This window comes from Acinetobacter sp. 1000160, assembly GCF_000588715.1.
In the GTDB taxonomy this organism is placed as follows: domain Bacteria; phylum Pseudomonadota; class Gammaproteobacteria; order Pseudomonadales; family Moraxellaceae; genus Acinetobacter; species Acinetobacter courvalinii.
The window spans coordinates 427,710-454,589 of sequence record NZ_JFWP02000004.1 but is presented as its reverse complement, the minus strand read 5'-3'; the positions used below and the strand labels follow the sequence as shown (position 1 = coordinate 454,589).

The 26,880-nt window shown below is 44.8% G+C and carries 34 protein-coding genes and 1 pseudogene; 7 read left to right on the top strand and 28 right to left on the bottom strand.

Going from position 1 to position 26,880, the window contains the following annotated elements; genetic code table 11:
• Window positions 1-19 precede the first annotated feature (19 nt).
• From secY to J699_RS07725, 23 genes and pseudogenes are all read right to left on the bottom strand, one after another.
• Complete coding sequence (gene secY / locus J699_RS07615; protein ID WP_171067682.1) at window positions 20-1,339, bottom strand: preprotein translocase subunit SecY; 1,320 nt, start codon at window positions 1,337-1,339, stop codon at window positions 20-22.
• A 45-nt stretch (window positions 1,340-1,384) separates the two neighbouring features.
• A complete protein-coding gene (gene rplO, locus J699_RS07620) occupies window positions 1,385-1,825 on the bottom strand; it encodes a 50S ribosomal protein L15 (protein ID WP_005227407.1) in 441 nt (146 codons plus the stop codon).
• Window positions 1,826-1,828: 3 nt separating this feature from the next.
• Entirely contained in the window at window positions 1,829-2,005 is a 177-nt protein-coding gene (gene rpmD / locus J699_RS07625; RefSeq protein WP_000849088.1) for a 50S ribosomal protein L30, read from the bottom strand.
• A gap of 6 nt (window positions 2,006-2,011) precedes the next feature.
• Entirely contained in the window at window positions 2,012-2,509 is a 498-nt protein-coding gene (gene rpsE / locus J699_RS07630; RefSeq protein WP_004657688.1) for a 30S ribosomal protein S5, read from the bottom strand.
• A 2-nt stretch (window positions 2,510-2,511) separates the two neighbouring features.
• Entirely contained in the window at window positions 2,512-2,862 is a 351-nt protein-coding gene (rplR, locus tag J699_RS07635; protein WP_004775881.1) for a 50S ribosomal protein L18, read from the bottom strand.
• A gap of 14 nt (window positions 2,863-2,876) precedes the next feature.
• Window positions 2,877-3,410: a 50S ribosomal protein L6 gene (rplF, locus tag J699_RS07640; RefSeq protein ID WP_004657685.1), complete on the bottom strand. Its 534-nt coding sequence runs from the start codon at window positions 3,408-3,410 to the stop codon at window positions 2,877-2,879.
• 13 nt (window positions 3,411-3,423) lie between these two features.
• A complete protein-coding gene (gene rpsH, locus J699_RS07645; RefSeq protein ID WP_004775883.1) occupies window positions 3,424-3,819 on the bottom strand; it encodes a 30S ribosomal protein S8 in 396 nt (131 codons plus the stop codon).
• An 11-nt stretch (window positions 3,820-3,830) separates the two neighbouring features.
• Complete coding sequence (gene rpsN / locus J699_RS07650; protein ID WP_004641050.1) at window positions 3,831-4,136, bottom strand: 30S ribosomal protein S14; 306 nt, start codon at window positions 4,134-4,136, stop codon at window positions 3,831-3,833.
• Window positions 4,137-4,145: 9 nt separating this feature from the next.
• Window positions 4,146-4,682 carry a 50S ribosomal protein L5 gene (gene rplE, locus J699_RS07655; RefSeq protein WP_004775884.1) on the bottom strand — a complete coding sequence of 179 codons (537 nt, stop codon included), beginning with the start codon at window positions 4,680-4,682 and terminating at the stop codon, window positions 4,146-4,148.
• Between the two features lie 15 nt (window positions 4,683-4,697).
• Window positions 4,698-5,015: a 50S ribosomal protein L24 gene (rplX, locus tag J699_RS07660; protein WP_004804115.1), complete on the bottom strand. Its 318-nt coding sequence runs from the start codon at window positions 5,013-5,015 to the stop codon at window positions 4,698-4,700.
• A gap of 9 nt (window positions 5,016-5,024) precedes the next feature.
• A complete protein-coding gene (gene rplN, locus J699_RS07665; RefSeq protein WP_004657680.1) occupies window positions 5,025-5,393 on the bottom strand; it encodes a 50S ribosomal protein L14 in 369 nt (122 codons plus the stop codon).
• A gap of 92 nt (window positions 5,394-5,485) precedes the next feature.
• Window positions 5,486-5,743 (bottom strand): 30S ribosomal protein S17, encoded by a 258-nt coding sequence (gene rpsQ / locus J699_RS07670; protein WP_004657679.1) that lies wholly within the window; start codon window positions 5,741-5,743, stop codon window positions 5,486-5,488.
• A complete protein-coding gene (gene rpmC / locus J699_RS07675; protein WP_000849927.1) occupies window positions 5,740-5,937 on the bottom strand; it encodes a 50S ribosomal protein L29 in 198 nt (65 codons plus the stop codon). Before rpmC ends, rpsQ begins: the two co-directional genes overlap by 4 nt.
• Window positions 5,937-6,350: a 50S ribosomal protein L16 gene (gene rplP / locus J699_RS07680; RefSeq protein WP_004657678.1), complete on the bottom strand. Its 414-nt coding sequence runs from the start codon at window positions 6,348-6,350 to the stop codon at window positions 5,937-5,939. Before rplP ends, rpmC begins: the two co-directional genes overlap by 1 nt.
• Window positions 6,290-7,106 (bottom strand): annotated as a pseudogene (gene rpsC / locus J699_RS07685) (30S ribosomal protein S3). The gene rplP and the pseudogene rpsC overlap by 61 nt, the downstream one beginning before the upstream one ends.
• A 1-nt stretch (window position 7,107) precedes the next feature.
• The gene (rplV, locus tag J699_RS07690; RefSeq protein WP_004657676.1) at window positions 7,108-7,437 is read right to left on the bottom strand and encodes a 50S ribosomal protein L22; all 330 of its coding nucleotides are present in this window, start codon (window positions 7,435-7,437) and stop codon (window positions 7,108-7,110) included.
• Between the two features lie 11 nt (window positions 7,438-7,448).
• Window positions 7,449-7,724, bottom strand: a complete 276-nt coding sequence (gene rpsS, locus J699_RS07695) for a 30S ribosomal protein S19 (protein ID WP_004775885.1) — start codon at window positions 7,722-7,724, stop codon at window positions 7,449-7,451.
• Window positions 7,725-7,737: 13 nt separating this feature from the next.
• Entirely contained in the window at window positions 7,738-8,562 is an 825-nt protein-coding gene (rplB, locus tag J699_RS07700) for a 50S ribosomal protein L2 (RefSeq protein WP_032882839.1), read from the bottom strand.
• Window positions 8,563-8,573: 11 nt separating this feature from the next.
• The gene (gene rplW / locus J699_RS07705; RefSeq protein WP_004641070.1) at window positions 8,574-8,894 is read right to left on the bottom strand and encodes a 50S ribosomal protein L23; all 321 of its coding nucleotides are present in this window, start codon (window positions 8,892-8,894) and stop codon (window positions 8,574-8,576) included.
• Window positions 8,891-9,493, bottom strand: coding sequence for a 50S ribosomal protein L4 (gene rplD / locus J699_RS07710; RefSeq protein WP_004641072.1), 603 nt, complete (start codon window positions 9,491-9,493; stop codon window positions 8,891-8,893). Before rplD ends, rplW begins: the two co-directional genes overlap by 4 nt.
• An 11-nt stretch (window positions 9,494-9,504) precedes the next feature.
• On the bottom strand, window positions 9,505-10,143 hold the full coding sequence (gene rplC, locus J699_RS07715; RefSeq protein WP_004657674.1) for a 50S ribosomal protein L3: 639 nt from the start codon (window positions 10,141-10,143) through the stop codon (window positions 9,505-9,507).
• Between the two features lie 58 nt (window positions 10,144-10,201).
• Window positions 10,202-10,513 (bottom strand): 30S ribosomal protein S10, encoded by a 312-nt coding sequence (rpsJ, locus tag J699_RS07720; RefSeq protein WP_000070912.1) that lies wholly within the window; start codon window positions 10,511-10,513, stop codon window positions 10,202-10,204.
• Between the two features lie 226 nt (window positions 10,514-10,739).
• Window positions 10,740-11,468 (bottom strand): type 1 glutamine amidotransferase, encoded by a 729-nt coding sequence (locus tag J699_RS07725; protein ID WP_032868658.1) that lies wholly within the window; start codon window positions 11,466-11,468, stop codon window positions 10,740-10,742.
• 169 nt (window positions 11,469-11,637) lie between these two features.
• Between J699_RS07725 and J699_RS07730 the strand changes: the two genes are divergently transcribed.
• The 6 genes from J699_RS07730 (at window position 11,638) to J699_RS07755 (ending at window position 18,225) form a co-directional block, all read left to right on the top strand.
• Entirely contained in the window at window positions 11,638-12,831 is a 1,194-nt protein-coding gene (locus J699_RS07730; protein ID WP_032868657.1) for a PLP-dependent transferase, read from the top strand.
• 22 nt (window positions 12,832-12,853) lie between these two features.
• Complete coding sequence (locus tag J699_RS07735) at window positions 12,854-14,404, top strand: helicase HerA-like domain-containing protein (protein WP_032868656.1); 1,551 nt, start codon at window positions 12,854-12,856, stop codon at window positions 14,402-14,404.
• 141 nt (window positions 14,405-14,545) lie between these two features.
• Entirely contained in the window at window positions 14,546-15,757 is a 1,212-nt protein-coding gene (hmpA, locus tag J699_RS07740; RefSeq protein ID WP_032868655.1) for an NO-inducible flavohemoprotein, read from the top strand.
• Between the two features lie 80 nt (window positions 15,758-15,837).
• Complete coding sequence (locus J699_RS07745; protein ID WP_032868653.1) at window positions 15,838-16,290, top strand: RrF2 family transcriptional regulator; 453 nt, start codon at window positions 15,838-15,840, stop codon at window positions 16,288-16,290.
• A gap of 84 nt (window positions 16,291-16,374) precedes the next feature.
• On the top strand, window positions 16,375-17,151 hold the full coding sequence (yihA, locus tag J699_RS07750) for a ribosome biogenesis GTP-binding protein YihA/YsxC (RefSeq protein ID WP_005282972.1): 777 nt from the start codon (window positions 16,375-16,377) through the stop codon (window positions 17,149-17,151).
• 132 nt (window positions 17,152-17,283) lie between these two features.
• Window positions 17,284-18,225 carry a metal-dependent hydrolase gene (locus J699_RS07755; protein WP_005227431.1) on the top strand — a complete coding sequence of 314 codons (942 nt, stop codon included), beginning with the start codon at window positions 17,284-17,286 and terminating at the stop codon, window positions 18,223-18,225.
• Between the two features lie 56 nt (window positions 18,226-18,281).
• Here J699_RS07755 and J699_RS07760 read toward each other — a convergent pair whose 3' ends face one another.
• Both J699_RS07760 and J699_RS07765 read right to left on the bottom strand, forming a co-directional pair.
• Entirely contained in the window at window positions 18,282-19,523 is a 1,242-nt protein-coding gene (locus J699_RS07760) for a dicarboxylate/amino acid:cation symporter (protein ID WP_005282969.1), read from the bottom strand.
• 130 nt (window positions 19,524-19,653) lie between these two features.
• The gene (locus tag J699_RS07765) at window positions 19,654-20,526 is read right to left on the bottom strand and encodes an acyl-CoA thioesterase (RefSeq protein WP_005282967.1); all 873 of its coding nucleotides are present in this window, start codon (window positions 20,524-20,526) and stop codon (window positions 19,654-19,656) included.
• A 277-nt stretch (window positions 20,527-20,803) separates the two neighbouring features.
• Between J699_RS07765 and plsB the strand changes: the two genes are divergently transcribed.
• A complete protein-coding gene (gene plsB / locus J699_RS07770) occupies window positions 20,804-23,350 on the top strand; it encodes a glycerol-3-phosphate 1-O-acyltransferase PlsB (protein WP_005282965.1) in 2,547 nt (848 codons plus the stop codon).
• Window positions 23,351-23,444: 94 nt separating this feature from the next.
• Here the strand turns inward: plsB and J699_RS07775 are convergent, their stop codons facing one another.
• Genes J699_RS07775 through J699_RS07785 form a run of 3 tightly spaced genes read right to left on the bottom strand, consistent with a single transcriptional unit; the run spans window position 23,445 to window position 26,806 of the window.
• Complete coding sequence (locus J699_RS07775; RefSeq protein WP_032868651.1) at window positions 23,445-24,383, bottom strand: alpha/beta hydrolase; 939 nt, start codon at window positions 24,381-24,383, stop codon at window positions 23,445-23,447.
• A gap of 30 nt (window positions 24,384-24,413) precedes the next feature.
• Entirely contained in the window at window positions 24,414-25,151 is a 738-nt protein-coding gene (locus J699_RS07780; RefSeq protein ID WP_032868650.1) for an SDR family NAD(P)-dependent oxidoreductase, read from the bottom strand.
• A gap of 2 nt (window positions 25,152-25,153) precedes the next feature.
• Window positions 25,154-26,806: a flavin-containing monooxygenase gene (locus tag J699_RS07785; protein WP_032868649.1), complete on the bottom strand. Its 1,653-nt coding sequence runs from the start codon at window positions 26,804-26,806 to the stop codon at window positions 25,154-25,156.
• Window positions 26,807-26,880 lie beyond the last annotated feature (74 nt).

The window sequence follows — 26,880 nt, the reverse complement described above, 5'->3', positions numbered from 1 at the left end:
TGAAACCTTCTAAGTGCGCTTATCCCTTAGGATGAGCAGTCGTTTTTCTCATTAACGTTTGATTATCATATTGATGCGAAGTAAGGTGCGCTTGGAGTTGCGCCATAAAGTCCATTACCACTACCACTACAATCAGTAACGATGTCCCACCCAGATGGAATGGAATACCGAACGAGCTTTGTAGCACCATAGGCATTAAACACACTACAGTGATGTAGATTGCACCAATGAAGGTCAAACGGTTAAGAATATGATCTAAATAACGAGCCGTTTGCTCACCTGGGCGGATACCAGGCACATATGCCCCGCTACGTTTTAAATTCTCTGAAACTTCTTTCGGGCTAAATACAAGCGCCGTATAGAAATAACAGAAGAAGATAATTAACGCGCCAAAGAGCATTAGATACAACGGCTGTCCAGGCGATAACACCAATGCCAGATCTTGTAGGCTACGCTTCACAATCCCTGCATTTGGATCAGCACTTCCTAACCATTGTCCCAAGCTCGCTGGAAATAATAACAATGAGCTTGCAAAAATTGCCGGAATTACACCCGCCATATTAATTTTTAATGGCAAATGCGTCTGCTGTGCAGTAAATATACGACGGCCTTGCTGTTTTTGAGCATAGTTCACTGGAATACGACGTTGTGCTTTTTCAATAAACACGATCGCAGCTAAAACGGCTAATGAGAGTAAGCCGAAGACAACTAAACCAATTAAACTACCCTGACCATTCTGTACAGACGTAAACGACTGAATCACAAGATTTGGCAAACCTGCCACAATTCCTGCAAAAATGATCATCGAGATTCCATTACCAACACCACGTTCGGTAATCTGCTCACCCAACCACATCAAGAACATGGTTCCTGCAACTAACGAAGTTACTGCCGGAACATAGAATGCCAGACCTGAGGTTAAGGTAATCCCTTGACTGATCAAGCCGGCACACATCCCTACACCTTGCACGAGTGCAAGAAATAAGGTGCCATAACGCGTATATTGATTGATCTTACGTTTGCCTTGCTCGCCTTCTTTTTTCAAAGCTTCCAGCGAAGGAACCACCGTAGACATTAACTGCACGATAATCGATGCAGAAATATACGGCATGATCCCTAACGCCAGAATCGACATGCGTTCTAATGCACCGCCAGAGAACATGTTAAATAAACCTAAGAAGGTACCTTCATTAGCTTTAAAAAAATGTGCTAGCGCTACATTATCAATCCCCGGCAACGGAATATGCGCTCCTAGTCGAAAGACCAACAACGCGCCAATCAAGAACATTAATCGACGAATAATTTCACGATATTTCACATGAAACGGTTGGCCTTTCATCATGTTGACATGACCTGAAGAACTAGGAGTCATAGACACTCGAGATTACTCCTCGACTTTACCGCCAGCAGCTTCAACAGCAGCTTTAGCGCCTTTAGTCAACACAACACCTTTAACAGTGAATGCGCGAGTGATTTCACCAGAAAGAACGATGCGAGCACGAATTTGGTCACGACGAACAACATTCGCAGCTTTCAAAGTTTCAAGGCTAACTACATCGCCTTCAACTTTGTTGAGCTCAGACAAACGTACTTCAGCAGTTTTCAAAGCGATTTGGCTAGTGAAACCGAATTTAGGCAAACGACGATATAACGCAGTTTGACCGCCTTCAAAGCCTGGACGAGTACCACCACTTTTACGTGAGTTTTGACCTTTGATACCACGACCACCAGTCTTACCTACGCCAGAACCGATACCACGGCCTAGACGACGGTTTTCACGTTTTGCACCTTCTGCAGGTGAAAGTTCATTTAAACGCAGAGTCATGGCTTATTCCTCTACACTAACCATATAGTAAACTTTGTTGATCATACCACGGTTAGAAGGCGTATCTTGCACTTCTACAGTATGACCAATACGACGCAGACCTAAACCTTGAAGGCAAAGTTTATGATTTTTTAAACGATGCGATGAAGATTTAGTCTGGGTAACTTTAATCGTTTTCATGATTGATTACCCTTGAATTTGTTCTACTGAAAGACCACGTTTCGCAGCGACTTTCTCAGGAGAAGTCATATCACGCAAACCTTTGAAAGTTGCGTTTACTACGTTAGCAGCATTTGTAGAACCATAACATTTAGCAAGTACGTTATGTACACCTGCAGCTTCAAGAACAGCACGCATAGCGCCACCAGCAATTACGCCAGTACCTTCTGAAGCAGGTTGCATGTATACACGGCTTGCGCCATGACGAGCATTCACAGGGTGTTGTAAAGTAGTACCCGCGAGGTCTACAGTGATCATGTTGCGACGAGCAGCTTCAAGTGCTTTAGAAATAGCAGCTGGAACTTCACGTGCTTTACCACGACCAAAACCTACACGACCGTTACCGTCGCCCACAACAGTTAATGCTGTGAAAGAGAAGATACGACCACCTTTAACAACCTTGGCTACACGATCAACGGCAACCAGCTTTTCAACGAGACCTTCGTTTTGTTCAACTTTCGCCATGATTAGAACTCCAAGCCGCCTTCACGAGCAGCATCAGCCAAGGCTTTGATACGACCATGATATTTAAAACCAGAACGGTCAAATGCAACTTTAGTAACACCAGCTGCTTTAGCACGTTCTGCGATCAAAGCACCAACTTTTGTAGCTGCATCTACGTTACCCGTAGTACCGCTACGCAAAGATGCATCTAAAGTTGAAGCTTGCGCTAAAACTTTGCCACCATCTGCTGAAATAACTTGCGCATAGATGTGACGCGGAGTGCGGTTTACACACAAACGAGTCGCACCCAATGCACGAATGTGCAAGCGTGTGCTTTTCGCACGACGCAAACGGGTTTGTTTCTTTTCGTTCATAAGAACCTCGCGCCTTATTTCTTCTTAGCTTCTTTACGAAGAATAACTTCATCCGAATAACGAACACCTTTACCTTTATATGGTTCAGGAGCACGGTATGCACGGATTTCCGCTGCCACTTGACCTAACAACTGCTTGTTTGCTGATTTCAAAATGATTTCAGTAGCAGTTGGAGTTTCCGCTGTTACACCTTCAGGTAAAGCGTAGTCAATTGGGTGTGAGTAACCGAGGTTAAGGTTTACAGAAGTACCTTTAACCGCAGCTTTATAACCAACACCAACAAGCTGTAACTTACGTTCGAAGCCTTCGCTAACACCTTTTACAAGGTTGTTCAATACAGCGCGAGCAGTACCAGCTTGCATCCAAGCGTCTTTCGACTCTTTAGCCGGAGCAAGTTGAAGTTTACCTTCTTCCTGTTTTAGCTCGACCAGCGCATGCAGGTTGAAAGACAATGTACCTTTGCTGCCTTTCACTTCGACCTGCCGGCCGTTCTGAGTAACTGTCACACCATTAGGTACAGTTACTGGGGCTTTAGCCACACGAGACATGAGGAATCACCTATTAAGAAACAAAAGCAATAACTTCACCACCGATGCCCGCAGCACGTGCAGCGCGATCAGTCATGATGCCTTTGCTTGTAGAAACAATTGCAATACCTAAACCTTGCTTAACGCTAGGAATTTTATCTTTACCGCGGTATTGGCGAAGACCTGGACGGCTTACACGCTTAACGGTTTCGATAACTGGTTTGCCTTCGAAATATTTTAACGTAATTGTCAGTGTAGCTTTTGTCTCTTCTTGAGCAACGGCTACATCTGAAATATAACCTTCTTGTTGAAGAACGTTTGCAATCGCAACTTTCAACTTAGAAGAAGGCATAGAAACAGTTTGTTTCTTTGCCATTTGTGCGTTACGAACACGGGTTAACATGTCGGCAACGGTATCTTGCATACTCATTTAGTCGCTCCTTACCAGCTTGCCTTAACAACGCCCGGTACATCACCTTGCATTACTGTGTCACGTAATTTGTTACGGCTTAAACCGAACTTACGGAAGTAACCATGAGGACGACCAGTTAAACCACAACGGTTACGAAGACGTACTGGAGATGCGTTACGTGGCAATGCCTGTAACTTTAATGTCGCTTCGAAACGTTCTTCGTCACTCGCATTTACATTTGCAATCGTTGCTTTTAATTCAGCACGTTTTGCAGCGTATTTAGCAACTGTCTTTTCGCGTTTCAATTCGCGATTAATCATACCTTTCTTAGCCATATCGACCTCTTATTTGAACGGGAAGCCGAATGCACGCATAAGCGCACGGCCTTCGTCATCGCTACGAGCAGTGGTCGTAATAGTGATATCTAAACCACGGATACGATCAATTTTGTCAAAATCGATTTCAGGGAAAACGATTTGCTCTTTTAAACCCATAGAGTAGTTACCACGACCATCAAATGATTTCGCAGAGAAACCACGGAAGTCACGGATACGAGGGATTGCGATCGAGATCAAACGATCCAAGAATTCGTACATTTGGTCGCCGCGTAAAGTAACTTTACAACCGATCGGCCAACCGTCACGGATTTTGAAACCAGCGATTGATTTACGAGCAAGAGTCACAACTGGTTTTTGACCAGCAATGAGTTGCATATCAGCAACAGCGCCATCTAATAATTTCTTATCAGTTGCAGCTGCGCCTACACCCATGTTCAGGGTGATTTTCGTGATGCGAGGAATATCCATCACGTTCTTAACGCTAAGTTCTTCTTTTAACTTTGCTTTAAGTTCGTCGTTGTAACGTGCTTTAAGTCTGGCCATTGCCTATTCAACCTATTACTTCGCTACCGCCACTGATTCACCATTTGATTTATAAACACGAGTTTTCGCGCCATCAATCACTTGGTAACCAATACGGTCAGCCTTTTGGGTTGTAGCATTAAAAATTGCCACGTTTGAGATATGAAGCGTCGCCTCTTGAGTAACGATGCCGCCTTCAGCGCCAGTTACACGGTTTGGCTTTTGATGCTTCTTCACTAAGTTAAGGCCTTCAACCTTAACTCGATCTTCAGAAACAGACAAAACGATACCTTGTTTGCCTTTTTCTTTACCTGCGATCACGATTACTTGATCGCCTTTTTTAATCTTAGCCATGATTGCCTCTTATAGAACTTCAGGAGCCAATGAAATGATTTTCATGAACTGTTCAGTACGAAGTTCACGAGTCACTGGTCCGAAGATACGAGTAGCAATCGGAGCTTTGTTGTTGTTCAAAATAACAGCTGCGTTATCGTCGAAACGAATCACTGAACCGTCTGGACGACGGATGCCGAATTTTGTACGAACAACTACAGCATTCATCACGTCACCTTTTTTAACACGTGCGCGTGGGATTGCTTCTTTTACAGTAACTTTAATAATGTCGCCAACTGAAGCATAACGACGGTGTGAACCACCAAGTACTTTAATACATTGTACGCGGCGTGCACCACTGTTGTCTGCTACGTCGAGCATACTTTCGGTTTGAATCATTGCCCTACTCCAAAACCGAGCATCACCGGTCACAATTTCGAAAGGCTCAAAGAGTACTCGAAATTGTCCGATGATGCAACAAGAACGTCTAATTACTCAGCAGCAGCTTCAACTACTTCCACTAAAGTCCAAGCTTTAGTTTTAGAAATTGGGCGGCTTTCTTTGATGGTTACCAAGTCGCCTAATTTAGCAACATTGTTCTCATCATGAGCGTGTAATTTAGTTGAACGGCGGATTGATTTGCCGTACAACGGGTGTTGAACGCGGCGTTCAATAAGCACAACAATAGACTTGTCCATTTTGTCGCTTACGACTTTGCCGGTTAACGTGCGGACTGTTTTTTCACTCATTGTCCGTTCCCCTGTTTTTCGGTAAGGAGTGTCTTGATACGAGCAATTGTCTTACGAGCAATTTGCACTTCATGCGATTTGCCTAGCTGACCAGTTGCTTTCGCCATACGAAGACGGAATTGGTTAAGCTGTTGCTCATCAAGCAAAGCTTTCAACTCTTCTACCGACTTTTCACGTAGATCTTTAGTTTTCATTACATCACCGTCCGAGTCACGATAGTGGTTTTAAACGGGAGTTTAGCAGCAGCTAAAGCAAAAGCTTCACGCGCTAACTCATCGCTAACACCTTCAATTTCGTACAGGATCTTACCTGGCTGGATCTGACAAACCCAGTATTCCACGCTACCTTTACCTTTACCCATACGAACTTCTAATGGTTTTTCGGTAATTGGTTTGTCTGGGAATACGCGGATGAAGATTTTACCACCACGTTTGATACGACGGCTAATGGTACGACGTGCAGCTTCAATCTGACGCGCAGTCATACGACCACGTTCAGTTGCTTTAATTGCAATCGAACCAAATGATACTGTACTACCACGATGCGCTAGACCTGTGTTACGGCCTTTGTGCACTTTACGGAATTTGGTACGTTTAGGTTGCAACATGGATTATTCTCCCTTGTCAGCAGCACGGTCACCGCGACGACCACGACGCTCTTGACCTTCACCACGACCACGACCGCGTTTAGCTGGACGCTCTTCAGCAGGAGCAGGGTTCATGACTTGTTTCATGCCACCTAAGATCTCGCCACGGAAAATCCAAACTTTAACACCGATCGTACCGTATGTTGTTTCTGCGCGCATAGTTGCATAGTCGATGTCAGCACGAAGCGTATGCAAAGGTACACGACCTTCACGATACCACTCAGTACGAGCGATCTCTGCACCACCTAAACGGCCAGAAACTTCAACTTTGATACCTTTAGCGCCAGCACGCATTGTGTTTTGAACCGCACGCTTCATAGCACGACGGAACATAACACGCTTTTCCAATTGAGAAGCAATTGCTTCAGCAACTAGACGTGCGTCCAAGTCAGGGCGATCAATTTCATTGATGCTAACTTGAGCCGGAACACCCATGATGTTGGTGAGTTCGCGCTGTAATTTCTCAATATCTTCGCCTTTTTTACCGATAACGATACCAGGACGAGCAGTGCTAATAGTTACTTTAGCAGCGCCTGTAGGACGTTCGATAAGAATATTGCTGATCATCGCGTTTTTAAGTTTTTTGATTAAAAACTCACGAACTTGAAGATCTTTAAGCAAGTATTCAGCGTATTGTTTCGGATTCGCATACCAGTTAGCGTTATGGCGTTTCACAACACCTAGGCGGATACCGATTGGATGAACCTTCTGACCCATATCAAACCCCTACCTTAACGGTGATGTGACAAGTACGCTTAGTAATACGATCTGCACGGCCTTTAGCACGTGGCATGATACGTTTAAGGCTCATGCCTTCATCAACGTAAATCGTAGTTACTTTAAGGTCATCAACATCTAAGCTGTTGTTGTGTTCAGCATTCGCGATTGCAGATTCAAGTGCTTTTTTAACGAGCACAGCTGCTTTCTTGTTGCTGAAGTTTAAAATGTCTATCGCACGTGCAACCGACTTACCACGGATCAAATCAGCAACTAAACGTGCTTTTTGTGCCGAGATAGCGGCACCGCGTAATTTAGCAGTTACTTCCATCATAGCACCTATTAACGTTTAGACTTCTTATCAACACCGTGACCACGATAGGTACGAGTTGGCGCGAATTCACCCAATTTATGACCAACCATGTGTTCAGTAACAATTACTGGAACGTGGTTACGGCCATTGTGAACAGAAATTGTTAAACCAACAAAGTCTGGAAGGATCATTGAACGACGTGACCAAGTTTTGATCGGCTTACGGTTGTTAGCAGCTACAGCAGCTTCAACCTTAGCGAACAAATGTGCGTCGACGAATGGACCTTTTTTTAATGAACGAGGCATTATTCAGATTCCCTTACTTGACGCGACGGTCGCGAATAATCATCTTAGTCGTACGCTTGTTGGTACGTGTCTTGTACCCTTTAGCTTTTTGACCCCATGGGCTTACAGGTTGAATACCTTTACTACGCCCTTCACCACCACCGTGCGGGTGATCTACTGGGTTCATCGCCATACCACGAACGGTAGGACGAATACCACGCCAGCGCGCAGCACCAGCTTTACCCAATGAACGAAGGTTGCTTTCTTGGTTAGAAACTTCACCAATTACAGCGCGACATTCAACATGGACTTTACGCATTTCACCAGAACGTAAACGAACGATAGCGTAAGAACCATCACGACCCAACAACTGAACTGAAGTACCAGCAGAACGTGCTAATTGAGCACCTTTACCAATTTTAAGTTCAAGGTTGTGAAGTGTAGAACCGATTGGCATGTTGCGAAGTGGTAAGCAGTTACCTGGACGAATTGGAGCATCGTTACCAGATTGAACTTTATCACCAGCACGTAAGCCTTTAGGTGCAATGATGTAACGACGTTCACCGTCAGAATATTTCAATAAAGCAATATGCGCTGTACGGTTAGGATCGTATTCGATGCGCTCTACAGTCGCTGGAATACCATCTTTGTTACGTTTAAAGTCAACAATACGGTAGTTTTGCTTATGACCACCACCCACGTGACGTGTAGTGATGTGACCATTGTTATTACGACCACCAGTACGTTTTTTAGCTTCTACCAACGGTGCATAAGGCGCGCCTTTGTGAAGGTGGTCATGAACCACTTTCTCTACAAAGCGACGTCCTGGAGACGTTGGCTTACATTTTTGAATTGGCATAATTCTCGTCCTTATTCCGCTGCGTTTTCAGCGGTATCGCCCAAGTCAGCCATTTCTACATCTTGGCCGGCTTTCAGGGTGACGTATGCTTTTTTCACATCAGAACGACGTCCTAATGTTTTACCAAAGCGTTTTGTTTTACCTTTAGTGATCGTTGTATTGATTTTTACAACTTCAACACCGAAGAGTTGCTCAACTGCTTTCTTGATTTCAAGTTTGTTTGCATTTAATGCAACTTTGAACACTTGAACACCAGCAGTATCACCTAAAACTTGTGCTTTTTCTGAGAATACTGGTCCTAATAGGACTTGATAGATACGTTCGTTGTTCATCCGAGTTCTACCTCAATTTTCTTAGCAGCAGCTACAGACATTACAACTTTATCGAATGCGATCAAGCTAACAGGATCAATAGCAGTAGCATCAACCACATCAACGTGTGGAAGGTTGCGAGCTGCGAGATACAAGTTCTCATCTACAGCATCTGTAATGATCAATGCGCGAGTTGCATTCAAGTCAGTAAGCTTTGCAAGCAATTCTTTAGTTTTTGGAGCTGCAACAGCAAACTCTTCAACTAATACAAGACGATCTTGGCGAACAAGTTCAGCTAAGATACATTGCATTGCACCGCGGTACATCTTACGGTTTACTTTTTGAGACCAATCTTGTGGACGAGCAGCAAAAGTTTTACCACCACCAACCCAGATCGGGCTACGAATAGAACCCGCACGAGCGCGACCAGTACCTTTTTGACGGAATGGCTTTTTACCACCGCCAGAAACATCTGCACGTGATTTGTGAGCACGAGTACCTTGACGACCACCAGCTAAGTAAGCTGTAACAACTTGGTGTACAAGAGCTTCGTTAAATTCACGTCCGAAAGCAACTTCAGACAATTCAACAGCAGAGCCGGAAACAGTTTTTAAATTCACAGTATTTCCCCTCAGGCCTTGATGGTAGGACGTACGATAACGTCACCGCCAGTTGAACCAGGAATAGCACCCTTAACAACTAAAACAGAACGTTCAGCGTCAATAGATACGATTTCAAGACCTTGAACTGTTACGCGTTCGTCACCTAAGTGACCAGCCATTTTCTTGCCTTTGAACACGCGACCAGGAGTCTGGTTTTGACCTGTAGAACCTAATACACGGTGAGATACAGAGTTACCATGAGTAGCATCTTGCGTACGGAAATTCCAACGCTTAACACCACCTTGGAAACCTTTACCTTTTGATTGACCAGTTACGTCAACAATTTGACCAACTGTGAACAAATCAACACCGATAGAAGCACCAACTTCACGGCCTTCAAGCTCAGCTTCAGTAACACGGAACTCTTTAACCAAACGACCAGCAGCAACACCCGCTTTCGCGAAGTGACCTTTCTGAGCGTTAGTTACGCGCGATTCGCGACGTTCACCAGTAGTTACTTGAATTGCTTGATAACCATCAGTTTCAAGTGTTTTGATTTGCGTAATGCGGTTTGGATCGACTTCGATAACTGTAACAGGTACAGATACACCAGCATCCGTAAAGACGCGAGTCATACCACATTTGCGACCGACTAAACCAATAGCCATGTGCATAAACCTCTAATAAAGCGGCCTAATTAACTTAAAAGTTAATCAACCGAAAGCCTTAACCCAAAGCGATCTGAACATCAACACCAGCAGCAAGATCTAACTTCATCAATGCATCAACAGTTTTATCTGTTGGTTGAACGATGTCGATCAAACGTTTATAAGTGCGGATTTCGTACTGATCACGAGCGTCTTTGTTGACGTGTGGTGAAGTAAGAACGTTGAAGCGTTCGATGCGAGTAGGCATCGGAATTGGACCACACACTTGTGCGCCAGTACGCTTAGCGGTTTCTACGATCTCTTGAGCAGATTGATCAATCAGACGATGATCAAAAGACTTCAAACGGATACGAATTCTCTGGTTAGACATACCAGTAAACTCCAAGCCAAATATATAAAGAATCACCCATGACGCACCTCACCTTTTGGTAAGTGTCAAGGGCAGTGAAAATCACTATGGTCGTGATCGATGCCACGACTGTAATGCGTTAACTACTTTCTTCGTAGTAAACGCCCTCCTTTTGAGGGTCGCCCATTATAACGATTGTTTAAGTCTTATGCAATTCTTCTTTTCATTTTTTAAGCATTTTCTCAGCTCAGGCACTGACCACATAATCAATCGCCTGATTCAGCAAACGATTTCCCTGTTCAAATTTATGTTTCAAGCTTTTTTTCAATTCAGCCATGGGCTGTACATAGGTGCCATTAAAAACCGCCAACTCCTCCTCTCCCTCGATCAACAGCGCCAAGGCATGAGGGGTCATCTCCGGATGAAACTGAAAACCCAGTACATTACGACCAATTTGATACATCTGATTCAAGCAAACCTTATTCTCAGCCAAACGTACAGCGCCTTTGGGAATTTCAAAGGTTTCGCTATGCCACTGCAACACATTCAATTGCTCTGGGATTTGAAAATAATCCTCAGGCACGTAAGCAGCTCGCCCAACATCCATCCAGCCCAGTTCCTGATGTGGGTTACGACTCACCGCTGCACCTAAGGCATTTGCAATCAGCTGCCCGCCCAGACATAACCCAATCGCAGGTTTTCCAGCCGCCAGATAACGTCTGAGCCACCTTTTTTCTAATTTTAACCAGGGATAATTCGCCTCATCATTTACGCTCATAGTGCCCCCCATGATAATCAATAAATCCACTTCATCTACGCGTGGCAAAGCTTCCAGTTCCAAAGGCAAATCGACAGGTAAGGCAAAAAATTCGGTTGCGGTAATTTTTGCGTGATGTGCTTTTAAAAAGTCGTAGCAACTGCCAAAACCTTCGCCAGCGATGTGCTGAAAATAATGCACTCTTAAATGCGACTTCATGCGCGAAAACCTATTATCGTTAGAATGATGCTTAGTCTTAGCAAAAATAAAGCCAGTTTTTATTGATCACCCGAATCTGTACCGATTCTGTACAAAAGCAGCAAAGCACTAGCAGCTTTCATGATTTTCTCTTAACCTGAGATGCATTATATCGATTTGATTTTGCCCTATGACATCTCACAATAAAGCACAAACTGATCTCATTCATGCACCACGCCAAGCCCCTCAATACATAGAAACCATCCAGCCTCCCTTATTTCGTGCATCTACGATTATTTTTAAAAGCACAGCGCACCTTTTTGATCGCCATTGGACCGATGCTTATGACTATAGTTATGGTACACACGGCACCCCAACCACTTTTACCTTAGGCGACAATATCGCAAGAATAGAAGGCGGCAATTATTGCCTGCTTGCACCCAGCGGCTTATCTGCGATTAATCTGGTGAATAGTGCATTTTTAAGCAGTGGCGATGAAGTCTGGGTCGCCGACAATATCTATGGCCCCAATCTTGAACACTTGCATAATTTGCAAGACCGTTATGGCATTAGGGTTAAAATTTATAATCCGGTTGATGCCGCCAGCTTTCAACCGACTGAGAAAGCCAAACTGATCTGGCTGGAAGCGGCAGGCTCGGTCACGCTAGAGTTTCCCGATCTCAAAAATCTGGTCAAAAAAGCACAACAGGCCAATGTACTGACTGCATTAGACAACACCTGGGGCGCAGGACTGGCGTTTAATGCCTTCGATTTCTCTGATGAACATTTGGCGGTCGACATCACCGTACACGCACTGACCAAATATCCAAGCGGCGGCGGCGATATTCTGATGGGTTCAGTGGTGACCCGTGATCAACAGTTACATCACAAGCTGTATCGCATGCATGCCATTCAAGGGATATCTGTGTCAGGCGATGATACGGCCCAGATTCAACGTAGTCTGGCACACATGTCGCTCCGCTATCAACAGCAAGCACAAAGCGCTCTTGTGTTATTGGAATGGCTCAAGCAACAGCCTCAATTTAGTCAGGTTTTACACCCGAGCTCACCAGATTCAGCAGGACATTCGTTCTGGTCAGAAACGTGTACCACCGGCAAAAGCGCAGGTCTGGTCAGTGTCATTTTTAAAGCCAACTATGACTTGACGGCGGTTCGACAATTCTGTGATAACTTAAAATTGTTTAAACTTGGATTTAGCTGGGGTGGCCCAGTCAGCCTGGCCATGCTCTATGATTTAAAGCAGATGCGTTCGCTGGACAATACACATTTACAACAAGGTTTATTGGTGCGCTTCTGTATAGGACTAGAACATCCAGAAGATTTAATCCAAGATATTCAAAATGCATTAAAACAGCTCGATTGAGATCAAAAACAACAGGTGAAGAATGAGTACACCAATCGTTATTGCTAAAAAAACCACAGATACAACACAAGATATTGTTTTGCATTCTAAATTCGCCAACCGACATGGTTTGATTGCCGGTGCAACAGGGACAGGGAAAACCGTGACCCTCAAAGTACTGGCAGAAAGCTTTTCCCGACTGGGTGTACCCGTTTTCCTTGCCGATGCCAAAGGCGATGTTTCCAGCCTTGCCAAGGCTGGCGAGAGTAACCCTAAATTTGATGAACGACTGAAAACCTTACAACTTGAACCGATCCCATTTGCCGCCTCTCCTGTAGTTTTCTGGGATTTATTTGCTCAGCAAGGCCACCCGATCCGTACCACCATTTCAGAAATCGGCCCCTTACTTCTAGCACAAATGCTCAATCTGAATGACACCCAGGAAGGTGTGCTTTCAGCCGTGTTTCGTGTTGCAGATGACCAAGGCCTGCTCCTGATTGATTTTAAAGACCTGAAAGCCATGCTGACCTACGTCAGTGAAAATGCAGCCGAACTAAAAGCTGAATATGGCAATCTCTCTCCTGCCAGCCTCGGTGCCATTCAACGCAATTTACTGGCCTTAGGCGATCAAGGTGGAGAACAGTTCTTTGGCGAACCTAGTCTGAATATCCTCGACTTCATTCAGACTGATACCAATGGTCATGGCTACATTAATATTTTAGCGGCCGACAAGCTAATGAACACGCCAAAACTGTACGCCACCTTCTTACTGTGGATGATGTCAGAGCTATTCGAACAACTACCAGAAGTCGGCGATATGGACAAACCCAAACTGGTATTCTTCTTTGATGAAGCTCACCTGCTCTTTGACAATGCCAGCCCAGCCTTGCAACAGAAGATTGAACAAGTGGTACGTCTGATCCGTTCTAAAGGGGTCGGGATTTACTTTATTACCCAGAACCCACTGGATCTACCGGAAAGCGTTTTAGGACAACTCGGCAATCGCGTACAACATGCCTTACGTGCGTTTACCCCTAAAGACCAGAAAGCTGTTAAAACTGCCGCGGACACCTTCCGCGCCAATCCAGAATTTAAAGTGGATCAAGCCATTACCGAGCTCGCGGTTGGCGAAGCATTAATTAGCTGTCTGGATGAACAAGGCACACCGCAAATCGTAGAGCGGGGCTGGGTCATGCCGCCCTACTCATCATTTACGCCGATCAGTCCCGAAGAACGTCAAGTGATCATTTCACAAAGCATCGTCGCGGGTGTTTACGATCAAGCGGTAGATCGGGATAGCGCCTATGAAATGTTGCAAAAGAAAGTATTGCAACAATCCCAGCAGAAAGAGGCTGACGATCTGGCAAAACAACAAAGTAAAGAACAGGAAGCGCTCGCCAAGCAACAAGCCAAAGAGCAAGAGCGTTTTGCCCGTGAACAGCAAAAAGCTGCTGAAAAAGCACAACGTGACCGTGAAAAACTGACACAGGATATCGTGGGAACATTTGCCAAAAGTGCCGCGCGTAGTCTAGGCGGTAGTACTGGACAGAAAATTGTGCGTGGTCTACTCGGTTCTCTTTTCGGCAAAAAATAAAGTGATACTGCTTTGAAAATTAAGGGATAATTTATTATCCCTTAATTTTTTTATGGCTTTTATTTAATTTAGCATTGCAAATCCATTCTTAAAGGTATATTTTAAATACACCTTATAAATGATAGCCAAGAGAGATCAACAATGACTCCGCAGCAAATTGACCTTGTAAAAGCCACTGTTCCCGTTCTCCGTGAAAACGGCGTAGCGCTGACTGGATACTTTTATAACCGCATGTTGGGTAATAACCCTGATTTAAAAGAAACCTTTAACATGGGACATCAACGTAGCGGTGCGCAAGCACAGGCGCTTGCGGGGGCAGTTTTAGCTTATGCAGAAAACATTGAAGATCCATCTGTACTTTTACCTGTGGTTGAACTGATTTCACATAAACATGTCAGCTTAAACATCCAGTCACCAGATTACGGCATCGTGGGTGAAAACCTGCTGCATTCGATTAGTGAAGTACTGAATATTTCCATGGAAGATCCGCTAATTGGTGCATGGGCTGCGGCTTATGGTCAACTGGCTGATTTATTTATCAGTACTGAAAAAGCAATTTATGAGCAGCATCAACAAACCAAAGGTAGCTGGTTGGGCTGGCGCAATTTCAAAATCGCCAAAAAAGTTATAGAAAGCGACGAAATCACCTCGTTCTACCTTGCACCTGTGGATGGGGGCGAATTACCCAAATATGAAGCAGGACAATACATTTCAGTTCGCGTATTTGTGCCTGAACTAAACTTAAGACAGCCGCGTCAGTACACCCTTTCAACCAGCCCACAAGCAGATTACCTGCGTATCTCGGTGAAACGTGAGGATGAAAAAGGCGAACTTGCTGGTGGTTGGGTCTCAAGCACCTTACATGGTTTAGCGGAAGGCTCGGAAATTGAAGTATCTGCACCCACAGGCAACTTCTATTTAATTGATAGCAACAAACGCAATGTCTTTATCAGTGGGGGTGTCGGCCTAACCCCAATGATTGCCATGCTGAATCAACTAGTGACTTTAGATATGCCACAACCGGTGAGCTTTATTCATGCCTGCCGCAGTAGCCAGGTGCATGCCATGAAGCAGCATATTCAGGAATTGAAAAGCAAATATCCACGCTTGAGTACATTCACTGCTTATGAGTTCCCGCATGAATCTGATGTGCTCGGTGAAGATTATGATGTCGCTGGCCGTCTGGATCTAGGTACAATGGATGCTGCGCTACTGCCAGTGAATGCCGATTACTATTTATGTGGGCCGATGCCATTTATGGCAGCGCAACATCAGGCGCTTGTAGCACGTGGTATTCCAGCTGAAAATATTCACAGCGAAGCCTTTGGTACTGGCGGTGTTAAGCTTAGCTAAACTGTGGCGCGTTTTTGTATAAGGCTAGCCTGTGATAGACTAGCCTTTTCCATTTATCGCGGCAGATTGAGTCAAACCCCATGCAACTCAATAAGTTTACAGATTATGCACTCAGAATCCTGATGTATGTCGCTCGTCCGAGTGATGTACCCTATACGATTGCAGATATCGCGCAAGACTTGCATGTGTCGCAAAATCATCTGGTAAAGGTGGTTCACTTCATGGGCAAGCAGCAATGGATTGTCACCATTCGCGGCAAGGGAGGCGGTCTTCGCCTAAACCCAGAAGCCAAAAGCCTGAAATTGGGCGAAATTGTCCGCACCCTGCAAGGCAACCAGCAAATCGTAGAGTGCAATACCCCGCCCTGCGTATTACGTTCCCATTGTGGCCTGAAGGGTATTTTAGATCAGGCACTGGAAAGCTTTTATCAAAGCCTGAATCAATATACGCTCGGTGAAGTGGTTCAGCAGGGTATTGTTCCTTCTCCGATCCATTCAGAAATCAATTTTTTAGAGTTGTCGCAGAAAGCCTAAACAGCGCTTCAACATCAAGATTCGCACGAAGCCGTCACATCCTTTATAATGGTCGTTGCTATTTCAATTCAAAAGTAAGCTTCTATGCGTCGCAGTGAAAAATCCAAAGACACCAAAGCCAGACTCGCTCCGAAACAAAAAATCAGTTATGAGAAAAAAGCTGACCCTGCAGTGACTGAATACGCAGTACAGTCTCTGACTTGGTTACGCCAAGCTGAATTTTTGATGAGTGCGCCAAAACTGTCTTTGTGCGTAGAAGATACAGGCTATGAAATTGCATTTGCTGGCCGTTCTAATGCCGGCAAGTCCAGTGCGATCAACACCTTAACCAACCAAAAGCAACTGGCGCGCGCATCTAAAAAACCTGGTCGTACTCAAATGATCAACTTTTTTAGTTTGGGTAATCCTGATCAACGTCTGGTCGATTTACCCGGTTATGGGTATGCAGCTGTTCCGGAAGCCATGAAAATCGTCTGGCAGAAAGAGCTGGAAAACTATCTGATCCATCGTAAGAGTTTGCAAGGTCTGGTGTTATTGATGGATATTCGTCATCCCTTACAACACTTTGACCTGATGATGCTGGAATGGGCACATTCACGTCATTTATTCGTACATATCCTGCTGACCAAAGCCGACAAGCTGAACCGTGGCCCAGCCAATAAAGTGCTATTAGAAGTTAAACAGCAATTGAAAAAGATGAAACTTGATTTCTCGATTCAGTTGTTCTCCTCCTTGAACCGGATCGGCCTAGAAGAACTGGCCAGTGTCATGGCGGGACGTTTGAATTTCACCCTCGATCAACCGACTGAATTTGACCTTGATCAGATCCCTGAAGCCTCGGAAACTGATGTAGAACAATAAAACATGCATTTTATGCAACTTGATGCATTAAATAATTTTTAATTGTCCCGTATTGCTAATCACAAACACTAGGCAGTTTTCATATACTGCTTAGTGTTGGTTCATTGCACTATCGATTAGGACTAAACAACAATGAAATTACTATCATTTGTGAAGAGCAAACTTGGTTCTTCGATTGACTATAAAATCCTCCCGCGCAAAGTCAAATTTGATTGGGAAAATACACCAGTGGACTGGATTCCAAACCAGCCATTTGCCAGCTATTTTATTAATGAAATTAACAACATTTTACCTGCTGGTGAGTTCTGGTTTTGTCGTTTATATAACAAAGTCCTGCCTGAAATTACCGATGAAAAACTAAAACAGGATGTGCAGGCGTTTATTCGTCAAGAAGCCATGCATGCTGTGGCCCATACCTCTGCCAACAAGGAATATCTCAGCCAGCGCAATATCGATATTCAGCGTAATCTCGACATTATGGACTTCTTATTTACCAAAGCTTTGGCAGATAAACCTTTCGGCAAAGAAATCCCGAAAGCGCTGGATCATCAATGGGATCTGTTCCGTCTCGGTGTGATTGCCACCGTTGAGCACATGACCTGTGTACTCGGTAAATATGCGCTTTACAACAAACGCTGGGAAGAACTGGGCGCCGATCCTGAAATGCTTGACCTGATCAAATGGCATGGGTCGGAAGAAATCGAACACCGTACGGTAGCTTTTGATCTTTACCGTCATTTAGGTGGGGGCTATCTCGCACGTTACTACCTGAGTGTTGCAGTCATTGCGGGTGTCTTAGGACTCTGGGTTGACGGCGCAGCCCATATCATGAGCCAAGACCCACGTTTTGCTGATAAAAAACCAAGTGTGTTCAAGCCATGGATCTGGATTGAATGGTCCAAGATAGCATTAAAAGATTCTAAAATCTTACCCGGCCCTGCATGGTTGGTGGCACAACAGCTTGACTATTTGATGCCGTGGTACGACCCTGTTAAGGAAGGCAATACTCAAGATGCCGTGAATTACTTAAACAATTCACCAGCCGCAAAACGTGCTTTACAACAAGCCGCTTAAAGCTTAAAACATAAAAAAGCAGGAATAATCTCCTGCTTTTTTTATTCCAATTCAGTTTAGCTTGCCTCAGCTTCTGCCTGTTTGGCATAGCGATCCACCACCACACTGATCATCATGTCACCCTGTACATTTACTACGGTACGTACAGTATCGAGCACACGGTCAATCGGTAATAAGATGGCAATCGCTTCCGCAGGTAAGCCTACCGATTGCAGCACCATAATCATGGTCACCATACCCGCACTTGGAATCCCCGGCGCCCCCAATGATGCAATCATGGCGGTTAAACAGACAATAATTTGCTGCGTCAGACTGAGATCCAGACCCATTAAATTGGCAATAAATAAAGCCGCAGCAGCTTCATAGAGCGCCGTACCATCCATATTTAACTGCGTCCCAAGCGGGATGACAAAACCTGCCGTTTGTGGTCGGACCCCCAGGTTTTCTTGCGCACACTTCATGCTCAGAGGCATGGTGGCAGAACTGGAACTGGTGGCAAAGGCGGTGACCAGGGCGGTTCTCGCCCCTCTGAAAAAGGTGATCGGATTCATGCGCCCAAAAATCCACAGTAAGGCAGGTAATACCACCACACCGTGGAAAATGGTGGTTCCCGTCACCACCGCCGCAAACTCGACCAAACGGCTCAGTACCGACAGATCCTCGGTCGCAATCAACTTCGCCAAGAGTGCAAAAATACCAATTGGTGCCAGCTTCATTACCCAGCCGACCAGCATCATCATGATGTCAAAAAATTGCTGGCTGATGTTGCGGACCAAAGTAAAACGTTCCCCGCCCTTGACCAAAGCCACACCCAGAAACAGGGCAAACACCACCACGGCCAGCACATTGCCTTCACTAAAGGCCTTAAATGGATTAATCAAGGTATTTTGAATAAAAGTAGTAAAGAAACTAGATGGCGTTAAGGTATCAGGAGTCTGATGACTATCCATGGCAGCCTGAAACAGCTGGATATCCACGCCTTTACCGACATCGAATAAATGCGCACAACTGATTCCTAAAATCAAAGCTAAAGTCGTCGTGGTTAAACAGCTCAATGCGGTAATTTTCCAGACCCGACCGAATTGACCGCCCGCCTGCAAATTAGAAACACCCACCACAATCGAACTAAAGATCAGTGGAATCAGTAGCATTTTCAACAAGCCGATAAAAATGCTACTCAACACCCCCAGGCCATATAGACTGTAGTCAACAAATGCCGTTTGCGGATAAGCAATCAGCAGAAAACCAAAGGCTACACCGAGCACGGCGGCAATTAAAATTTGTGTATTTAGATTCATTGTGAATGGATAAAATCTTTTAACTTAGCCGTACTATGGCATGCTCATGTTGAAGAATCGAGCAATTTTTTGTCACATCTTTATGATAAAAAAAGCCATCAGAATGATGGCCTTAATGTGGATTTATTTTTTACTGGGTTTCGATTTCTCTGAGCCGAATCAAACCTTCCTGGACTGTACTACAGACCAGTTGACCATTTTGCCACATCCGCCCAAAGTTCAGACCACGCGAACTGGCACTCACGGTTGCTTCCATCTCATAGAGCATCCATTCGTCAGCCCGGAGCGGACGGTGGAAATAAATGGTGTGATCGATACTGGCACATTGCAGATTCGGCGAAATCCAGGATAAACCATGCGGACGTAACGCCGTGGTCATCAGGGTAAAGTCAGAATAGAACGCGACAATGGCCTGATGTAAGGAAATTTCATCCAGATCTTGCGGAATCGTGCCATGAGTCCGGATGTAATGCGCATAAAACGGCGCTTCGGGCTGCGGCTGAAACGGATTGATCAGCTGGGTTGGACGAATCTCGACATGGCGTTCACGCATAAAGCTGGCACGCACATTTTCAGGCACAAAATTAATCAGGCTTTCCTTCAGCTCATTTTCAGACTTTAAGCTCTCAGGCAACGGGTATTCTGGCTCTTTGTGCTGATAGTTCAGCCCCTCTTCGGGATTGGCAAAAGAGACCATCGCAGAAAAAATAATACGTCCATGCTGAATAGCCCGAACCTGCCGACTGGCAAAACTCTTACCATCGCGAAGTGGATCAACTTCGTAGATAATCGGCGCATTCACATCGCCGCCATAGAGGAAATAAGCATGCAGGGAGTGGGCTGGACGATCTGTGGTATATGACGCTGCTCTCAAGGCTTGTCCAAGAACCTGTCCACCGAATACTCGTTTGCCAACCAGATTGCGGCTATTGCCTCGGAAAATATGCTCTTCCAGCTTTTCCAGAGTCAAAAGTTCAACCAGTTCTTGAGTTAACGCATTCATGTAATATTCTTCCAACATCAATGAGGAGAGATCAACCAATCCTTTCAGGGTTGATCATTGTGATTGTGCCACAAATTCAGATAACAATGCTCAGGATAAAATGATTCATCCGTCACGTTAATCGTATTTATAACTGCTAAAAATACGATTTTTAACGATAAAATCTACCAAATACGCTATATTCTGTCAGAAAATAACATACCGTTTTATGTCAGAATACCGCAGAATGTCGTGTTCTTCATGAATCGATGCCAGGATTATGATTTAGGAGTTTGTAATGTCCAAGACTGGATTTGGTCAAATGTATCGCCAACTTTCGAGTAAGTTACTTGACCTGGTGGTCACCCCACATGTTCTTGGTGAAGTTCCTACAGAATCCACCACAGCCGAGCAACAGACAACAGAATCAAATAAGCTAGTCTGCTATGTTTTACAGAATTATTCGCGTAGTAACGCCTTGGTGGTCGATGGAGAAACCCGTCGCCTCAATTTAAAACCCGCGCTAGACCCTTTGAGTTTTGGATCGTATCAAGAAAAAAACTCCGTCCTGTTCTTACATCATAACGAAAATAATTTCTTTAATACCCAAACCTTCCCTCCTCGCCTATTACAACTGGTTGAAGCACTGGAACAGCACCCTGAAGTGGATATTCAGCTGGTGCCTGTAACCGTACTTTGGGGACGTTCACCAGATAAAGAAGATTCCTGGTTCAAACTCTTATTCTCTGATACCTGGGCAACCCCAGGTACCGTCAAGCAGTTAATGAATATTGGCCTACATGGCCGCCAGTCTTATTTAGAGTTTCATGAGCCGCAATCGTTGCGTGAACTGGTTGACTATGCCAAGAGCAATCACCCGAATGTTTCACCCGCTACCTATATTGCCAGCTCATTAGATACTTACCTCGATCAACAGCGTGAAGTGGTGCTCGGCCCCGATTTATCGGATCGTCGTAACGTTATGCAATCGGTGATCAAATCTCCTGAAGTACAAGATGCGATTCGTCGTGAAAGCATCCAGCATAAAATCAGCATGCTTGAGGCAGAACGTCGTGCCATCGGTTATGTCAATGAGATCGTTTCGGATTATTCTGCCTCGGCAGTCCGTTTTGCCGATATGGCCCTGACCCGTTTATGGACACAGCTCTATGACGGCGTTGAAGTACATAACTTCAGTACGGTCCGTGAACTAGCAAAAGACTATGAAATCGTTTACACCCCGTGTCACCGCAGCCATATCGATTATTTATTATTGTCATACGTGATTTATAAACGTGGCTTGATGATTCCCTATATCGCAGCCGGTGATAACCTGAATCTACCATTTGTCGGTCAGTTATTACGTGGGGGCGGTGCCTTCTTTATTCGCCGTTCTTTCCGCGGCAATGCGCTTTACACCTCTGTATTTAAAGAATATTTATACAGTATCTTATCGCGCAACACCCCAATCGAATACTTCATTGAAGGTGGCCGTTCACGTACAGGGCGTTTACTCCCGCCAAAAACCGGTATGCTGGCAATGACCATTCAAGGGCATTTACGCGGCCCGGCCAAACCGATCGTATTCGTACCAACCTATATCGGTTATGAGCGTCTGATGGAAGGCTCAACCTATGTCGGTGAAATGCAAGGTAAACCGAAAGAAGCCGAATCCATTTTTGGTATTGTTAAAACCTTACGCAAAATTGAACGTATCTTCGGTAAAGTGCATGTGAATTTCGGCGAACCGGTATTCCTGAATGACATCCTGAAACAGAATAATGTAGAACAAAACCCGACTGACGTACCAAGCTCGACCGAGATTTCAACCGTGGTTGCAGACTCAGCGCATCTGATTCTGGAAAATATCAACCGCGCTGTCGTGATTAATCCGGTTTCATTGCTCTCGTTAATTTTATTGGCGACACCGAAACACACCTTAGATGAAGAGATCTGTGCCAAACAACTCGACATCTATCGTGATCTGGCCACCCAGCAACCTTATGATGAACGCACTCAAGTGACCTCATTATCAGGTAAAGAAATCGTTGCCTATGGTCTCAAGCTGAAGCTGATCAAACGTGTACAACACGTGCTGGGCGATATTATTGCGATTGAAGATAATCAGGCCGTGTTGCTGACTTACTTCCGTAATAATATTTTGCATGCCTTTGTGTTACCGTCATTGGTCGCATCTCTGGTTGAGCACAACGGAAAAATTCACAAGAATGATTTAAGTAACGTGATTCGCACCTTATATCCATTCTTGAAAGCTGAACTGTTTATGAAGTGGCAAGCAAGCGACTTGCAGCAGCAGATTGATAGCTATATCGATGCTTTGGTGAAGATTGGCCTGATTTTCCAGGATCACGATGGCAATCTGTTTAGCCCAACACCAAACAGTGAAGAACATCAGAAACTGGTGACTTTGGCAATGCCAGTCAAACAGAGCCTAGAACGTTACTACATGACGCTAGCCCTGATTACCCAACGCGGTTCAGGCAATATCTCGACCAAGCAGGTTGAAGAGCTAAGCCATTTATTGGGTCAGCGACTGTCTGTGCTGTATGAGTTCAACTCGCCAGAGTTCTTCGATAAAGCATTATTCCAGAGCTTTATTAAAGTGCTGACCCAGCAAAATTATATTCGTAACAATGAACAAGGCTTCATTGAATATGATGACAACTTCAGCGAAATGGCTGCAGGTGCCCAACTGGTACTGGATGAAACCACCTTGCAAATGTTGCAGCACATCACCACTTTTAGCGATGAAGAACTGGCTGAAGCATTGGAAGCCGTGGCGTCACAACAAGCCAAACGTCGTTTAAAACGTAAGAAAGCATAAAGCAAAGCACTTAGATAAAACTTAAATATTGAGATAAAAAAGCAAACCTCGGTTTGCTTTTTTATTTCTGTATAAAGTAGGTCAAGACAGCACGCTAGTCATGAAAAAAATTTGCCAGTGCCTGAACATATTGTTGTATGGCCTGTTGGGCGATGACCGTCTGTGGTGCATATCCTTCAAAACCATGAAAGCAACCGGGATATAAATGAAACTCAGTGGGTACTCCAGCTTTTACCAGCGCTGTAATATAAGTCAGGGTTTCATCCCGAAATGGATCTTGATCTCCCACACAGGTATAGGTCGGTGGTAAAACAGCATAATCCTCAGCCCGTGCTGGCGCTGCATAACAGGGAATCTGCTGTGCTGGAATCTCTCCCAGATACATATCCCAGGCCTTGCGATTAGATTGCTCGTTCCAGACGCGGCTATCCTGAATTTCCGTACTGGAACATGTCAGATGCCGATCATCAATCATTGGATAAAGTGGCATTTGGAAAGCAATCTTGGGACCTTGACGATCCCGAGCCAGCAAACTAAGCGCAGCGGTTAAGCCTCCCCCTGCACTTGCGCCAGCGACCGCAATCTTGTCAATATTTATATCCAGCGTAGTCGCATTTTCAGATATCCAGCACAAACTGTCATAGCAGTCTTGCAACGCTGCCGGATAAGGGTACTCAGGCGCCAGACGATAATCGACAGCAATCACCTGACAGCCAGCCTCAAGCACAAAGCGCTCACACAGTGCTGCATCCATTTCAGGTATTCCCATCACATACCCACCCCCATGTATCCATAATAATGCAGGAGATACAGGCCGGATTTGTTTAGGCCGATAGATCAGCACCCGGATATCACGACCTTTTTGTCTAGAAGGTATGGCTTGTTCTAAGCGTTCCACTTGAGCATGAGGCTTTGACTCTCCAATTAAATGATCTTTCAAAAACTGGCGGATAGCGGGCATGTGCGCTGCACTCATTGTTAACTCAGGGAGTTGTGCCAATACGGGCTGTAATTCTTTATGAACATATCTCATGTTGTTCAATCCTTTACCTAATCATGCAAGTTAACTGGCCAAACCGCCATCTACCGGCAGCAAGACACCATTGAGATAAGACGCACGATCTGACAATAGATACACGACGCTATTGGCAATTTCTTCCGCTGAAGCCAAACGGCGCAAAGGCCCTAAACGAGAGGCATCACCGTCATTTACCATGCCGCTAATCATATTGGTATCCACGCCTCCCGGGCAGACGGCATTAATACGTATGCCATACTGCCCATACTCATGTGCAGCCGATACCGTTAGCCCTGACAGTGCATGTTTGCTCGCCGCATAAATTGCCAAATAAGGTTCAGCCCGAATTCCTGCATGCGACGAGGTATTGACAATAGCACCTGATTGCTGCTGTAGCATTTGTTTCAAGACGGTTTGCATTCCCCAGTACGCGCCTTTTAAATTCACATTCAGCACACGTTCGGTTTCAATTTCTTCGGTTTCATGTAATAACGAAGGTCGCTGCAATACCCCCGCATTGTTATGAAAGAAATCAATTCTTGGGAACAAATCATTCGCCTGCTCCACATAGGCTTGTACATCTGCATAACTTGCCACATTGGCCTGTTTACAGTAGGCAATACCATTCTCATCTTCAATCAACTGCTTGGTTTCAAGAATGGCATCACGGTTATAGTCAACCAATAAAACCTGTGCCCCCTGTTGGCATAACAATAAAGCCGTTGCTCTACCAATCCCGCTTCCTGCACCGGTGACAATGCCAAATTTACCCTTAAAATTCATGATTAAGCACTCCTTACTGCCTGTTGGCTGTCGACTTGTTTAAATTGAAATCCCCGATATTGATCTGCTGCAATTTCTTTACAGAGCTGACGGTACGGTCCAATACCCGGCAAATAAATCAGGAAGCGTCGCGGTTTACCGGCAATATTGGCACCGGTATACCATGACTCGGCTTTGGTAAATAAAGTGTATTCTGCAATTTCCTGGCAGCGTGCACTCCATTGCTCTTCAGCATGCACAGAAGCTTCAATCAGGTCATAATCGCAATTCCGCATATAGTTCAGGCAATCTGTAATCCAGTCGACATGCTGTTCAATACACAAGGGCATATTGCTGAGTACAGACGGACTTTCGGGTCCTGTAATCATAAAGAAATTTGGAAAGCCGGCAGTGCTGAGCCCAAGATAGGTTCGGGTCGCTGCACCGTTTTCCCATTTATCTTGCAACGAAATACCGGCAACACCACGAATATCCATTTTAAACAATGGCCCCGTCATCCCATCATATCCCGTTGCATACACCAGAATATCCAATTCAAAATGCTCATCGACCGTTTGCAAACCAGACTCGTCGATTGCCACAATGGGATTTTCTTTAATATCGACTAATTTCACATGGGGCTGATTAAACGTTTCATAGAACTGTGCCCCCAAGATTGGACGTTTGGTTCCATAGTAATATTGAGGCTGCAACTGTCTCGCAATTTCACTATCTTCAATGCTTTCAGCAATTTTATCTCTGAAAAAATCAGCAATTGCAGCATTAGATTGTTCATTCAGCAACAAATCGTTATAGGAGGTTGCCAGATAAAAACCACCTTTATCCCAAGCCTGTTCAAATACCTGTAGACGCTGCTCTACACTATCCTCCATTGCAGACTTGTTCGGAGGATCTTGTGGCATACCAAACATGGTTTGATGCATTTGTGCCTTCAATGTCTGAAAGCTGTTCTTGATATGCTGGCGTTCCTGCTCTGAATAAGGACGGTTATTGGCAGGGGCCACATATTGCGGGGGGCGCTGGAAAACAAATAACTGTTCAGCGTCTTTGGCAATCTCTGGAATACTTTGTACACCACTTGAACCTGTTCCAATAACACCGACGCGCTTGCCTTTGAAGTTGACCTTTTCGTGAGGCCAATGTCCGGTATGGTAGGCTTGCCCTTTAAAGAGGTGTTGTCCTTGAATGACAGGCATGTTTGATGCAGACAAACAACCGACACCAGAAATGAAATATTTCGCCGAGAACTGTTGTCCATCCTGTGTGCGAATATCCCAACGCTGGCTCCGCGCATTAAAATGTGCCGAGATGATCGTTTGGTTAAACTGAATATCTTTTTTTAAATCAAATTTATCAGCCACATAATTGAGATAAGCTAAAATTTCGGGTTGCTCTGGGTAACGTGAAGACCAGCTCCACTCCTGAAACAATTCTTCAGAAAAGGTATAGTTATAAGAAAAACTTTCTGTATCACATTTTGCACCAGGATAGCGATTCCAATACCAGACGCCACCGACACCCTCACCTTTTTCAAAAGCGAGGGTTTTAAACCCAGCTTCTCTTAGTTTTAACAACATATAGAGTCCCGAGAAGCCTGCTCCGACAACGACTGCATCCAGAAATACATTGCTTGTGTCTAAGGCTGCTTTTATCATATTCAAATACTCCTTTTGAATCTTAATTACAAATTCATCATAGGAGCTTGAATCGGATACGGATATTCCCGATT